Below are 13,845 nucleotides of genomic sequence, written 5' to 3'. Positions count from 1 at the left end.
GCGATCCGTGTTTAGCTGCAGGTCAGCGCTGCAAAATCTCCTTTCAGCTCACTGGCCCTGGCCAGCAGCTGATCTTGATGCCGGCTATCTCCAGCCTGCAGAAGATCGTGCATCAAGCCGGCCATCGCCACCCGGCTTTCGGCCAGCATGGCCTGGTATTCCGCTCCTCTGGCGCGCTCTGAGTGAACCAGCAACTCGTTCACCTGTTCAGCAAAGCCGGACTGGCGTCGTCTCTCCAGCGTGTCGAGCAATGCCAATTGCCAGTTTCTCCGCCCTGTTAACCAGATTTCCGTTTGCCGGCCACGGTTCGCTGACCAGTTTTCGACGATGGCCCGCTGTTGCTGATTCAGGTCGCCAAGCCATCGTTCAATACGCTCAATAGTCCGTTCAGAGCGCGCCTGTGACGTTTGAGCGGGTGTTCCCTCCAGCATTTCCTGCTCCAGCTCCTGCTGCTTCTCCGCCATGTTGTCGGCTAGTTGCGCTACCTGCTCATCCGATAGAGAAGACAGCAGATTAACGGCTACCGGAGTGGCCCGTTCCAACAAATCGGGCACGAAGTCCATGAGTTGTTCCTGATGGGACAGCACCGTTGCTTCGTTGGGCGGCCCTTCCTCCAGATCTGATTTGAGGACTGCCAGCCATTGCTGGTAGCGGGGCAACTCGGCCGAGCAATGCCATTGTCTGAGCGCTTCCAGATCCTGATTCAGTTGCGCTTCCTGCTCACTGGTCAGGCTAATGTAATCCTCTACCCACCAGACAACGCCCCAGTCGGCGTAGCGGTAGGCCAGGCGCGTCTGACTGCAGCCCGCCAAAAACGTCAGTAACATCAGCCCGACGATCCAGCGGGCGCGGCGTGTTCCGGGCGTTGGGGCATCCATTACCTGTGCTCCTTGGTAAAAAGCCGTATGGAAAAATGTTGCATGCTCACTAAGATGTTGCGATCCAGCATCGGTGGCAGTGTCTTCTCTCCTACGCTGCGGTCGCCTGATTGGATTCGGCAGTGTTCCATACGTTAAAACCGGGAAGGAAAACATGTCCAGTTACAAGCAAACGCGTGTGCGCCAGTTTGTTTTTGCCTTTTACATGTCCGGCATCATGTCGCTTTTGATGTCCGGGATTATCACCCTGATCAATACCGGCCTGACCGAGGGGTATTTCCATCGCTGGGGCGCAGCTTTTGCTGTTGCCTGGGCGGTGGCTTTCCCTTTGGTCAGCTTTATCGCGCCAATGGCGGGCAAAATGGCGGACTGGACCATGGCCCGGTTGTTTTCCAAAGAACGTCGGCCGGATTGATGAAATCACCGTACCGATGTTATTCACCTCACAATTGTTCGCTTAAATGTAAAAATCTGTAAATCCGTTTCTCTCGCCTCACCGTAATTTGCTTTCGACACTGTTCAGGGACTGAATCAGTGCAGGTTCGAACCACTTTAACCTGGTAATCAACCCCTCCAGACGAGGCACGAAAAATGAAAGCAAAATACGCTTTACCGATGGTTTTAGCGGGCAGTGTCATGCTATCCGGTTGCTGGCTTGATGACGATGATAACGACGATAACGGCACTACGGATGCTGCAACGCAAAGCATTCTGGAAATCGCGGTTGAAAATGAAAACACGACGATTCTTGAAGCCGCAGTTCTTGAAGCCGATCCATCTATTGCGCAACTGCTCGATGGAGATGACCAGTTAACCGTGTTCGCACCGACAGACGCCGCCTTTGAAGCCCTGTTGGAAGACCTGGGACTCACGGCGGAACAGTTGTTAGCCAACACAGAGTTATTAAATACGGTTCTTACCTACCATGTTCTCGCAACGTCCGTGGGTGAAGTGAAGGCTGCCGCTGCGATCAGCGTCGCGCAAAGCCCGGTCCCACAAAACCTCGTTCCAACCGTGAATGGTGAAAACGTCGCGCTGTCCATTTCACAGGAAAACGGAGAAGACGTGCTGTACGTCAACACGTCTCGAGTGACGGGGCCAGATGTAGACGCCACCAATGGTGTTATTCACATTATCGACAAAGTGCTGCTTCCGCCTCCGAGCGATCTCAGTGATACCGGCTCAACGATTGCAGAAATCGTAACCGCGCTGGCAGGGGCTGAGAATGCGGAGTTTACAACGCTACTTGCGGCACTCCAGACCCCTGGTGCGGCAGCGTTGCTCACTGCAGCTGCGGACGTTGATGCAACCTTGACGGTGTTCGCGCCAACAGATGCCGCTTTTGAGGCGCTACTGACGGATCTCGGTATTACAGCCGGCGACTTGCTCAATGATCCGAATCTGCCAGCCATTCTGAGCCAGCATATTCTCGGAACTACGGTCGGCTCTCTAACGGCATACGCCTCTAACGGCGGAACTGTAACAACATTGGCCAGCAACAACTTGAACGTTGATATACAGGACAACGCTCTGGTTATCGAGGGCAGTACCGTCGTCGAAGCTGATGTTGAGGCGTCTAACGGCGTGATTCATGTGATCGACGAGGTAATTTTTACAGTCGACTGACAGACGAAACACGCTTTCTGTGAACAAAGTATGAGTGCCAGGCCGGCTGCTGCAGCCGGTCTTTCTATATTGACTTACTGAATCGAAGACGCAGGATTTTCGTCGGCAGACTGGGATAAGGTCATGCCCACGGGAGGCCGGAAATGCAGAGAGTAGAGTACCCGATCCAGAACCGCCTGGCCGTTCCAGGCAGGGTCGTTGTTCACCATGCCGACAATGGCCCAGGTGGTGTTGTTATCGTCCCGGGTGAACCCGGCGATTGAACGAACATTCTCCAGATAACCGGTCTTGATTCGGCCTTCGCCATCCATACCAGTGTTGCGAAGGCGGCGGGCCATGGTTCCGTCCATGGCGATGATGGGCATGGAGGCCATCAGGTCAGAAGCGTAGGGGCTGTCCCAGGCCTGTTGCAGTATCTGGGCGCCTTGCCGGGCCGTGATGCGACCATGGCGGGTGAGCCCGGCACCATTGTCAATCACCATGCCAGCAGTGTTGATGCCCATATTCTCCAGCCATTCGTACACTGTGCGGATGCCGGCTACCCGGTCGTCTTTGTCATCTTCCTTGCGGAACTCGGCGCCAATGGTCAGCAGCATCTGGCGGGCCATGACGTTGCTGCTCCATTTGTTGATGTCTCGCACCATGGAAACCAGATCTGGTGAGGTGGTGCGCATGACCAGCCGTGCATCTTCCGGTGTGCCCTCAAAACGGTCGCCACCACTGACAATAATGCCCATGTCCGACAGCACAGAACGAATCACGGAAGCAGAGTACCGTTCGTGCGGTAGCAGAGACAGATAGGTGGTGCTGCGGCAGCCTTGTGGTAACTGTCCGGTTACCCGAACCGTTACCTGATGGTTTTCATGAAATACCGGCTCCCAGTCAAAGCGGCTACGAGCAGGGCAGGGACCTTCCGGTAATGCGGTTACCCGGTTATCAATGGAGACTTCGCCCAGATCCGGGGTTGTCCAGGCCTGTGTTCCACGCTCATCGGCGCGTACCTGGAAATGCAGCAGATTCAGGTTGGTCAGATAGCCGGAGGGTTCCACCAGAAAGGGCGCGTGGGGGTTGTCGCCGTTATCCTCGAACGTCGGGAAGCCGCCGTCGACGCGGAAATAGCTGCCATCCAGTACCAGGTCGCCTTCAATGCGGTTAATGCCCATGCTCTTGAGTTCACGCAGGGTGCTCCAGAGCCGTTCCAGAGTCAGTTTGGGATCGCCGCCGAAGCGCACGTAGAGGTTTCCTTCAAGGCTGTCGCCCACCATCATGCCGTCTGTAAGGAAATCGGTCTTCCAGTGGTGGGTAGGGCCCAGGAGTTCCAGGGCAGCATAGGTGGTTACCAGCTTCATGATGGAGCCCGGGCTCATCAGTGTGTCAGCGTTTACATACTGCTCAATGCCGGGGCCGTTAAGGGGAATAACGGCAACACTCAGGGCTTCATCGCTGTTCAGGGATTTGCTGGCATAACTTCGGATCTGGCTGGCCCAGTGACGGGAGCTGGCAAAGGCCTCTTCCGCAGAGGTCTGTTCTTGAGCGAAAGCCAGGCCGAGCGGGGCGCTGGCCAACGCGATGGCCAGCGCCACTGCTCCTGACGCAAATCTGCCTGTGGCAAGGCCTTTGCCCGCCTGCAACCCCTGAGTATTCATGACCGGAACCCGTTGTTGTGTTCTCTCTGTACAATAGCCCATTCCGGGCGTATGTACTATGCAGAAAAGCTATACATGACGTTAAAAATTGGCAGTAGAGTCTTTGTTTATATTGAGTTTTTGTGACATCGAGTAAGTGGCCTGAAGAATCAGTGAGTTAGTTTGACGTCGGCACAGTGGCCTGCGGGCCAATGGGCACAGATTCTCCTGTGGGACAATGCAGAAAATGACGAAAACAAGGGAACTATCATGTTAAAAACTCTGAGACATCAGGTGAATGTGCTGGAATCGGTGGCCACTTCCTCTTTTGCAGCCTGGCGCGGGTGCCTGGTTATCAAGGCCGTTCCGCAACCTGAGAAACCGCTGGTTCTCTATGACATTGAAGCCTGTCCATACTGCCGACGTGTTCGTGAGGTGCTGACGGCATTACATCTGGACGTAGAGATTCGACCCTGCCCGAAGGGTGGTCGGGTATTTCGCCCGGAAGCCGAGGCCTTGGGGGGAAAGCAGCAGTTTCCCCTGCTGCATGACCAGAACACCGGCGAAGTGTTGTATGAATCCGAGGCGATTATCGAGTATCTGTTCCGTCAGTATGCGCATCGTTCCGTGCCGCGCTACTACCAGGGCCGTCCCTGGCAACCGGCACTCGGCGCTGCAGGCTCCGGGGCCAGTGAACTTCGCGGGATGCGGGCGCGGCCAGCCCAGCGCCCTGAGCAGGGGCTTCATTTGTGGAGTTTCGAAGGCAGCCCGTTTTCGCGCCTGATTCGGGAACGACTCTGCGAAAACGAGATTCCGTACACCTTGCATAATCTGGGCAAGGAACACTGGACCGAAGTCGGACCTGCCCGGCAGCGCATCAAACCCGGTCCGTATCGGCCCATTCCTGGCGGCAAACGGGACGCGTTTTTCCAGCAACATGGCCGGGTGCAGGTGCCCTACCTGGAAGATCCCAATAGCGGGGAGGGGTTGTTTGAATCGGCGCGCATTCTTGCTTATCTGGAAAAAAACTACGGGTAACGAGTTTGCGGAACCAGGGCTGCTAATCCGGCTGCCAGCCGGTATCATCTGCGCGAACAGTGAGTCTTCGCGGAGTCAGGAGTGTTATGTATACCGGCCAGTGCCTTTGTGGCGATATCCAGTTTGAATACGATGGCCCAATAGGGCCCGTGGCGCTGTGCCACTGCAGCCAGTGCCGCCGCAATCATGGCAGTGCCTTTTCAGCCAGTGCGCCGGTTCAGGCTGTCCGGTTCCGGTTTACGGCCGGTGAGGACCGGATCACCGAATTTGAATCTCGGCCCGGCAAATACCGGGCCTTCTGTAGCCGTTGTGGAAGCCCTCTTTACGGCCGGGTCGACGCTATTCCTGGCATCCTCAGGCTGCGAATTGGCGTGATCAATGAGCCGCTGGGAAAAAAGGCGGCCCAGCACGTTTATGTGGGGTCGAAATCTGACTGGTTCGAGATCACCGACAACCTGCCGCAGTTCGAGAAAACCGAAAGAACCAACGACCCGCACTGAGCCTCAATCCGCCGGCACCATCCGGTATACCTTGCCGTTATCGGAGTCGGTCAGCAGCCAGAGTGCACCGTCTGGCCCCATACGCACGTCGCGGATACGTTCACCCAGTTCGGTGAGCAGATCTTCCTCCTCGATGACTTTTTCTCCGTCCAGGGACAAGCGCACCAGTTTCTGAAGCTTCAGGGCGCCGACAAAAAGATCGCCCTGCCACTGCGGGAAAAGATCTCCGGTGTAGAACGCCATGCCAGAGGGCGCAATGGATGGGTCCCAGTAATGCAGTGGTTCTGTGATGCCTTCCATCGTGGTACGACTGGAAATCGGCAGGCCTGAGTAGTCAATGCCGTAGGTGACCTTGGGCCAGCCATAGTTATTACCCGCGCGAAGGATGTTGACCTCATCGCCACCCCGGGGGCCATGTTCATGGCTCCAGATCTCACCGGTTTGTGGGTGCCGGGTCATACCCTGAATGTTGCGGTTGCCATAGGTGAAGAAAGACGCTTTGAAGCCGCTTCGATCGGCAAAGGGGTTGTCCTCTGCCGGCTCACCGCTGATGGTGATTCTGTGAACGCCACCGGCATCGTCTGCGGTATCCTGGGCACGATCCATTTCACCCCGGTCACCGACTGAGATGTATAAATTGCCGTCGCGATCAAACTGCATCCGGCCTGCGAAGTGCCGGCTGGTGTTTGAGCGGGGAAGAGCCTCGAAGATCACCTCGACATCTTGCAAAGAGTTGTCAGCCAGAGTTGCCCGGGCAACCCGGGTGGTCATGCCCTCGCGATTACGATGGGCGTAGCTAAGGAACAACAGCCGGTTAGTCTCGAAATCCGGATGCAGCAGCACATCCAGCAGACCACCCTGGCCCGAAACGACTAGCTCCGGCAGGCCTTTGACTGGTTCACTGCGAAGTTGCCCATTTTCCAGAATTCGCACACGGCCCTCCCTTTCAGTAATCAGTGCAGACCCGTCGGGCAGAAAAGCGATGGCCCAGGGGTGTTCCAGCCCCGCGGCTACGGTTTCCAGATGAAAGTCTGCCTTTTCGGATTGAAAGGTCTGGTTTGCCTGTGTGGCCAGGGCTGCCGAGACCAGTAAGCTGGCCAGGCTCCACTTCCAGAATTTGCGCTTGAACATATCCGTCTCCGCCTCTCTGCTGTTTTTAGAGATCTTCAGCACCTGCAATAACCATAGCAGGTCGTGGTATTGCGGCCGATGCGAGCCTCTGGAGATATAGAGTTTCGTGATAATCCCAGATCATTTGCATTTGGTGTTTCAAATCTAAACCATTCGCATTAACATAGTGGGGTTTAAAAATGACATGGTCTTAATCAACCAAGGAGCCGTTAGATGTCTCTGAATCCGGAGCCCCGATTTAGAAGAAAAACCCTGATCACTGCCATGATGTGTGCGACTCTGCCAGGACTGGCAGCAGCGCAGGGCAGCGAACCGAAGGCATTGGAAGCCCTGGATGTTACCGCAAGCCGTGGCCAGGTGGCCTCGGAAACGACGGAGAGTTACATCAGCGGAGTCAGCACAACCTCCATGAAGATGGAGCTGTCACACCGGGAGGTCCCCCAGGCCGTCACGGTCATTACCCGCGAACAGATGGACGATTTCGCCCAGAACGACATTAACGATGTTCTGGAAGGCACCACCGGTGTCACCGTAGAGTCGGTGGAAACAGACCGCACGTATTACACCTCACGTGGTTTCGATATCAACAACTTCCAGTACGACGGTGTTGGCATGCCGGCGGTATATGACAACGTTCAGGGTGAGCTGGACACCGCTTTCTTTGATCGCGTGGAGGTGGTTCGGGGCGCCAACGGTTTGATGACCGGTTCCGGCAGCCCGGCCGCCACAGTCAACTTTATCCGCAAGCGCCCAACCGCTGACACCAATGCCTCGGTTGCGGTGACTGGTGGTTCCTGGGACAAAAAACGGATTGTCGGTGATGTTTCCGGTGCCGTGTCTGAATCCGGTGCGGTGCGCGGCCGGGTGGTCGCCGGTTATGAGGACAAAGGCTCCTACCTGGACCGGTATAACAACGAAAAGCAGATGTTCTACGGGGTGCTGGAAGCAGACCTGACCGATACCACGTTGCTAACTCTTGGCCACGCCGTTCAGACGTCTGATACAGACAGTCCGTTGTGGGGTGCGCTGCCTTTGTTCTACTCCGATGGCTCAACGACGGATTTTGCGCGTTCAACCAGCACGGCTTCCGACTGGTCCTACTGGGACAACACCCAGCACAACAGCTTTGTTGAATTGCGTCAGGAGCTTGCTGGTGGCTGGAGAGCCACGGGCACGGTGTTCCGGCTGGAGAATGAAAGTGAGTCCGAACTCTTTTATCAGTATGGTACTCCGGATCGCCAAACGGGTGAGGGACTTAAAGCCTATCCCAGTCAGTACGACCTGGATGTAGAGCAGTGGGTCGTGGATGCATACGCTACCGGCCCGTTCCAACTGGCTGATCGAACCCATGAGCTGGTTTTGGGGGCATCCTGGTCTCGCTCAGAGACGGTGGACGAGTCTCGCTATGGACGCGGCATCGGGAATCCCTTGCCACCGCTCAATGAGTGGGATGGGAACTACCCCAAGCCTGCTTTTGATAATGGCGTCGGCGGCTCTGACTGGACCGACCGCGAAACGTCCACCTATGCTGCCGCTCGTTGGTCGCTGACCGATCAACTCACCGCCATTACAGGGCTCCGTCTGACCTGGCTGGATAACAAGGGCAAAAGCTACGGAGCGACCAAGGAAAGCAGCTACGATGCCGTGAAAACACCCTATGCAGGTCTGATCTACGACATCAATGACGATCATTCGGTCTACGCCAGCTATACCGAGATTTTCACTCCCCAGACTGAGGTGGACATCAATCGCGATCGACTGGATCCGATTGACGGGGTCAACTACGAGCTGGGCCTGAAAAGTGAGTTTCAGAACGACCGTGTGAATACCACTATTGCTTTGTTCCAGACTGAGCAGAAGAACGTAGCCGAGGCAGAAGGAGTGTTCGCCGGAACCAATGATTCTTACTACACCGCTGTGGATGGGTTGACCAGTCAAGGTGTGGAGGCCGAAATAGTGGGTGATCTCACCGACCGAATCCAGCTCTTCGCCGGTTATACCTATGTGGATATTGAGGACAAGGATGGTAAAGGGGCCAAGTCCTTCGTGCCAGAGCATCTAGCCCAGTTGCGCGCTACCTGGAAGGTGCCTGGGGTCGAAGGTTTCAAGCTTGGTGGCAAGGTACGCTGGCAGTCTGAGATTACCCAGGAACAGGGTGTTGCTACCACCGGCCCGAATGCCGGTGTGACCATCGTCACGGAGCAGGACAGCTATGCGGTGCTGGATCTGATGGCAAGCTATGATTTCGCCCGACACTGGAATGCAACCCTGAACGTAAACAACGTGACCGACGAGAAGTACATCGAAAGCCTGAAGAAATTTGGTGCCTCGGCCCAGGGTTTCTACGGTGAGCCGGCCAATGCCAGCCTGACCGTTTCCTGGGTGTATTAATCACAGAGTGGGGCAGTCGGCGCTGCGCTGGCTGCCCCGGTTTTTGTTGATCAAGCCTCAAGGAGAGTGAGCATGAATCCGGAACAGGAAATACTCGATGGATTGAAGCTGGCGGCAGGTTCAGGTGCCGTCATAGGATTGATTGCGTTGGGAGTGATACTGGTCTCGATGGTCGGAGCTAGCTGATCCGCTCTTTCCGATAGATTCCACATGTCCCGCAATAGCCGCCTCCGGGCAATAAATATTTGAGGCAGCACCCTTTGCGCTGAGGGATGGCGCACCACTGTTGGCTGAATTCCGCCGGAATCCAGTCAATGTATCGGTTGGCCTCGCATTTGAACTGCGCCAGCCAGCTATCGGCCTGTTTACACAACGCTGCCGGATTAACCCGGTTCCACACCACCGAATAGGGCGCACCCAACGCCAGCCCGACGCTGCTCCAATAGGCCCCCGGACTAACCCCGAAATGCTGCCGGAACACGCCGTACCAGTCTTGCATCTGTTCACTGAGAATTCTTATGAACTTTTCAGGCTCCAGGACCTCCTGTTCACTGGCCGCATATTGCCAGCGCGACGGGTCCGCTGGTGTTGATGTTGTCGGGCACAGGAAAACCCGCCGGGGATCGAGTGCAGCACTGCTGCCATCCCTGAACAGCCGGATCACCAATGGTCCGATAATCTGAAGTGCCAGGCTCTGGTGCAGGACAGAAAGCCGCGCCTTGCGGAGTCGCGGATGATCGGCATCCTGATAGTCCTTGAGAACCTGTTGTTGCAGAAGGTCTGGATTTGCCAGTAGCTGGGCCAGGGAGAACAACGCGGGTTGTTCGCGGTTGGCGGGTGTCAGTGCGCTGTCCATCAGAGTGGTAGCGTCAAGGCCGTGGCGGGCCAACAGATTGTGGTAATCCGTCAGCCATTGCGTTGCTGCCTCAGCCGCGACCATGACGGCTTAGCCCCCACAAGAAGTACAAGCCGCCGACCAGGGCGGCCAGCAGCCCCGAGGGTAGCTGATTGGGATACACCAGAACCCGGGCCAGGTAGTCGGCCAGTGAAAGCAGTAGCCCTCCGGCCAGGGCTGCGACCAGCATTTGCCGGCCCACGGTCTGCTGTCCCAGTACCCGGGCCAGGTGCGGGGCGATCAACCCGACGAAGCTTAATGGCCCGATCACTACAGTCGACGCCGCGGTCAGCACGGCAGCCAGCACCAGTAGAAGAAGTCGCGCCCGTGGCACCCGCAGTCCCAGGGCAGAGGCGGATGTTTCGCCCAGGGGCAGTAGTGTGAGCGGTCGCAGGGCAAGCAAGAGCAAGGTCGAAAGGCCTACCACCAGTGCCAGTAAACCGATGGCTTCGGATTCCGAGATCAGCCAGGTGGAGCCGTACATCCAGTTCAGCAGGCGTGCTGCAACGGTGCCGCCAGAGGCCATCACCAGTCTCAGGCCGGCATCCATGAAAACGTACAGTGCCAGGCCGCCAAGCAACAGCTGGTTGCCCGCAAACTGGTGCTTGCGGGCCAGCAACAGTAAAAGGCCCAGAGCGCCGGCGGCACCCGCCGTGGCCGCCGCCAGTTGGCCAAGCCGGCCAATCTCAAGCCCTGTCAGGACCATAACCACCATCACCAACGCTGCACCGCCGCTGATGCCCAGCAGCTCCGGGCTGCCCATGGGGTTGCCGGTCATCCGCTGAATCAGGGTGCCGGCCATGCCCAGAGCCATGCCCGCAAGGATAGCAGCCATCAATCTTGGGCCTCGCCATACCCAGGCGTCTGTCCACTGCGCCAACGGGGTCCAGTTCCAACCTTCAAGACCCGGAGACCAACTCATGGAAAGAATGATCGTCAGGGCTAACAGAGAGCACAGAGTTCCGGCAACCAACAGCGGGCTTCGGCGGCGCGGCAGAAAGCCCGCAGGTCCGTTGCCCTGGTCAGGCATATGGTGAGTGTTTCGGAACCCCTGAAGCGCCAGAAGGATGACCGGGCCGCCAATGAGAGCGGTGGTGGTACCGGTCGGCACCAGCGAGCCGCCATCCCAGGCAGTCGCCCATTGGGCCAGAGTATCCGCCAGTAACAGCAGGCCGCCACCAGCCAGTGTGCTCCAGAACAGCCGTTCGGTCAGTGTTCTGGCGCCCAGCAGTCTTGCCAATACTGGTGCTGCCAGGCCAACAAATGCGACAAGACCAACCCGGCTCACCACCACGGAGCTCATAAGCACCACCAGGAAAAGTGCAGCGGCGCGAAGTAACGACACCTTTGCTCCCAGCGAATCTGCCGAGGCCTGACCAAGCTGAAGCAGCTGTAGCGGGCGCATCAGGGCCAGCATGAGCGCGGCAATAACCAGCACCCGGGGAAGCAGATCAAAGAATGGGGTCCAGTTGTTCTGTACCAGAGATCCCGCGCCCCAGATAAACAGATTACCGAGCCACTCACCTTTCAGAAGCAGGAAGGCCATGTTGATGGCGCCGAGAAAAAAGGTAACCACCAGCCCGGCCAGAATCACGGTCACAGGTGAGAAGCCAAGCCGCCATGTGAGCACTATTACCAGGCCGATGGCGAGCAAGCCACCGGCTACTGCGGCAAGATCAGGGCTGAAAGCCAGCAAACCTGGTGCAAACAGGGTGGCAAAGGTAACACCGAACTGTCCTCCGGCTTCGACCCCCAGGGTAGTGGGTGAGGCCAATGGGTTGCCAAGTACCTGTTGGGTAACAGCTCCTGCCAATCCCAGTGCGCAGCCAATCAGTATCGCGATGGAGACCCTCGGTGCCCAGCTGAAGTGGGCCAGAACGGAGGCGTACTGATTGCCATCAAAGGTCCAGAATGCGGCGAGAAGCTGTGAAAAGTGCAGTTGGTCGAACCAGGGTAAGGCACTGGCGCTGAATGCGGTAAGCCAGAGTAACGCGACCGCAATCGGGAGCCTGGCTGGAATCTCCGGGCGACTGGCGGTGTGCAGAGCGGATTCAGCGGCGGACATTGTCACTGCCCCCTTCAATCAGAGCGTTGGTCAGGGCAATGGCCAGGCGCTTCACCGGATAAACCCCACCAAAAGGCCAGGCAGCGGGAATCCGGTAGATCTCGCCGTTCTGTGCCGGTGGCAGGTAGGTCCAGAAGGGACTGTTAGCCAGACTGTCAGCCAGGCCCGGAACCAGTGGCTCTATCACCACGATGCGGCTGTTTCGTGCATCTGCCACAGATTCAAGGCCTATGGCTGAAAACCCCCAGTAGTTGCCTGGATCTGACCAGGCATTGGTAAGCCCAAGGTTATCCAGGGCAGTCTGGAACAGACCGTTGGGGGCATAGATGCGGACATGGCGGTCATCCATAAAGTTCACCAGGGCAACCGGCTTGTCGGTGATGCCGGCTTGCTCCAGTCGTTTCCGCTGTTGGTTCAGGGTTTGTTCGATATCGGCCAGTACCCATTCGGCCCGGTCGATCCGGCCGGTGATTTCGCCCAGGGTTATCAGCATTTCCCGGGCCCTGTCGAATGGACGGGCGTCTTTTTTATACACGCTGATGACGTAGGTTGGCGCAATCCGCTCCAACAGTTCGGCCGCGGGAGCCATTTCGGTGCTGGTGACGATCAGGTCGGGTTTCAGTTCTGCGATTGCCTCCAGGCTGGGCGCGACCCTGGTGCCGACATTGGCGACGCTGTCAGGCAGTTCCGGCTCCTGTACCCAGGTGTGATAGCCGGCTTTGTCTGCCACGCCAACGGGGGTGATACCCAGTAATAGCAGCGTCTCAGTGGCGGCCCAGTTCAGCGCGATAATGCGTTCAGGGGGCTCTTCAAGGGTTAGTGTGCCGCCTTCGTGGCGCCAGGTCTGGGCGGTTCCTGCGATCGGCAGCAGAAAGAGCAGCGCGCCGAGCATCATGGCTTTCGTGTTAATGGACATAGGAAACCCATTGCCCCGGCGCCCGCTCCATCACGCCCATGGGAACGCTGTAGATGGACTCAAGAATCTGGCTGTCCATGATCTCTGCCGGAGTGCCATCGGCCACCACCTGGCCCGCTTTCAGGGCCACCAACCGGTCGCAGAAGCGGGAGGCCAGATCGACATCATGCAGTACCACAATCACGGTCAATTCGCGCTGGCGGGCAAGGCGCTGCACAAGGCGCAACGTTTCTACCTGATGCTTTACATCCAGGGCGGAGATGGGTTCGTCCAGCAGCAGGCAGCGTGTTTGCTGTGCCAGCAACATGGCAATCCAGGCGCGTTGGCGCTCGCCACCAGAGAGAGTGTCGACAGAGCGGTGTTCAAAAGGTTTGAGGTCGGTGTCTGCGATAGCCTGATCAATCAGCGCATAATCCGCATCGCTGTAGCGGCCAAGAGGGCCTCGCCAGGGGTAGCGGCCCAGCGCGATCAGCTCCCGGACCGTCAGGCCATCGGTGCCCGGCGGGTGCTGGGGCAGGTAGCCGACAATCCTGGCGAAAGCGCGGGCGCCCAGACTTTTCGCAGCGTTACCCTCAAGCCTGACATCACCGGTACTGGCTGGAATCTGCCTGGCCAGTGTCTTTAACAAAGTGGATTTCCCCGAGCCGTTGTGGCCAAGCAGGGCGGTCACCTGGCCTTCGTTAAAGGCCAGGTTAATGTTATGAAGAATAGCCGTTCTACCAATGTGAACGGCGAGATCGCGGACATCAAAAAACGCGGACATTCAGATTCCCCTGTTTC

12 protein-coding genes are annotated in these 13,845 nt (G+C 57.4%); 5 read left to right on the top strand and 7 right to left on the bottom strand.

Going from position 1 to position 13,845, the window contains the following annotated elements; translation table 11 throughout:
* Nucleotides 1-11 precede the first annotated feature (11 nt).
* On the bottom strand, nucleotides 12-878 hold the full coding sequence (locus tag ACAM27_RS15270) for a DUF6279 family lipoprotein (protein WP_369612263.1): 867 nt from the start codon (nucleotides 876-878) through the stop codon (nucleotides 12-14).
* Nucleotides 879-1,032: 154 nt separating this feature from the next.
* Between ACAM27_RS15270 and ACAM27_RS15265 the strand changes: the two genes are divergently transcribed.
* Both ACAM27_RS15265 and ACAM27_RS15260 read left to right on the top strand, forming a co-directional pair.
* Nucleotides 1,033-1,293, top strand: coding sequence for a DUF2798 domain-containing protein (locus ACAM27_RS15265; protein ID WP_369612262.1), 261 nt, complete (start codon nucleotides 1,033-1,035; stop codon nucleotides 1,291-1,293).
* Between the two features lie 176 nt (nucleotides 1,294-1,469).
* Nucleotides 1,470-2,504 (top strand): fasciclin domain-containing protein, encoded by a 1,035-nt coding sequence (locus ACAM27_RS15260; RefSeq protein ID WP_369612261.1) that lies wholly within the window; start codon nucleotides 1,470-1,472, stop codon nucleotides 2,502-2,504.
* Between the two features lie 74 nt (nucleotides 2,505-2,578).
* Here ACAM27_RS15260 and dacB read toward each other — a convergent pair whose 3' ends face one another.
* Complete coding sequence (dacB, locus tag ACAM27_RS15255; RefSeq protein WP_369612260.1) at nucleotides 2,579-4,150, bottom strand: D-alanyl-D-alanine carboxypeptidase/D-alanyl-D-alanine-endopeptidase; 1,572 nt, start codon at nucleotides 4,148-4,150, stop codon at nucleotides 2,579-2,581.
* Between the two features lie 249 nt (nucleotides 4,151-4,399).
* Between dacB and ACAM27_RS15250 the strand changes: the two genes are divergently transcribed.
* A complete protein-coding gene (locus ACAM27_RS15250) occupies nucleotides 4,400-5,167 on the top strand; it encodes a glutathione S-transferase N-terminal domain-containing protein (protein WP_114433665.1) in 768 nt (255 codons plus the stop codon).
* An 86-nt stretch (nucleotides 5,168-5,253) separates the two neighbouring features.
* On the top strand, nucleotides 5,254-5,667 hold the full coding sequence (locus ACAM27_RS15245) for a GFA family protein (RefSeq protein WP_369612259.1): 414 nt from the start codon (nucleotides 5,254-5,256) through the stop codon (nucleotides 5,665-5,667).
* 3 nt (nucleotides 5,668-5,670) lie between these two features.
* Here the strand turns inward: ACAM27_RS15245 and ACAM27_RS15240 are convergent, their stop codons facing one another.
* The gene (locus ACAM27_RS15240; RefSeq protein WP_369612258.1) at nucleotides 5,671-6,798 is read right to left on the bottom strand and encodes a PQQ-dependent sugar dehydrogenase; all 1,128 of its coding nucleotides are present in this window, start codon (nucleotides 6,796-6,798) and stop codon (nucleotides 5,671-5,673) included.
* A 213-nt stretch (nucleotides 6,799-7,011) separates the two neighbouring features.
* On the opposite strand from ACAM27_RS15240, the gene ACAM27_RS15235 reads away from it, so the two are divergent.
* Nucleotides 7,012-9,189 carry a TonB-dependent siderophore receptor gene (locus tag ACAM27_RS15235; RefSeq protein ID WP_369612257.1) on the top strand — a complete coding sequence of 726 codons (2,178 nt, stop codon included), beginning with the start codon at nucleotides 7,012-7,014 and terminating at the stop codon, nucleotides 9,187-9,189.
* Nucleotides 9,190-9,367: 178 nt separating this feature from the next.
* On the opposite strand, the gene ACAM27_RS15230 is transcribed toward ACAM27_RS15235, so the two are convergent.
* From ACAM27_RS15230 to ACAM27_RS15215, 4 genes are read right to left on the bottom strand one after another with little or no spacing between them, the layout of a single operon-like run.
* Nucleotides 9,368-10,129, bottom strand: a complete 762-nt coding sequence (locus ACAM27_RS15230; RefSeq protein WP_222197959.1) for a (2Fe-2S)-binding protein — start codon at nucleotides 10,127-10,129, stop codon at nucleotides 9,368-9,370.
* A complete protein-coding gene (fhuB, locus tag ACAM27_RS15225) occupies nucleotides 10,116-12,149 on the bottom strand; it encodes a Fe(3+)-hydroxamate ABC transporter permease FhuB (protein WP_369612256.1) in 2,034 nt (677 codons plus the stop codon). Before fhuB ends, ACAM27_RS15230 begins: the two co-directional genes overlap by 14 nt.
* On the bottom strand, nucleotides 12,136-13,065 hold the full coding sequence (locus tag ACAM27_RS15220; protein WP_369612255.1) for an ABC transporter substrate-binding protein: 930 nt from the start codon (nucleotides 13,063-13,065) through the stop codon (nucleotides 12,136-12,138). Before ACAM27_RS15220 ends, fhuB begins: the two co-directional genes overlap by 14 nt.
* On the bottom strand, nucleotides 13,055-13,828 hold the full coding sequence (locus tag ACAM27_RS15215) for an ABC transporter ATP-binding protein (RefSeq protein ID WP_369612254.1): 774 nt from the start codon (nucleotides 13,826-13,828) through the stop codon (nucleotides 13,055-13,057). The genes ACAM27_RS15220 and ACAM27_RS15215 overlap by 11 nt, the downstream gene beginning before the upstream one ends.
* Nucleotides 13,829-13,845 lie beyond the last annotated feature (17 nt).

The sequence above is a fragment of the Marinobacter sp. RI1 genome, from assembly GCF_041155085.1.
Classification (GTDB): Bacteria; Pseudomonadota; Gammaproteobacteria; order Pseudomonadales; family Oleiphilaceae; genus Marinobacter; species Marinobacter nauticus.
This window is presented reverse-complemented; position numbering and strand designations above follow the sequence as displayed.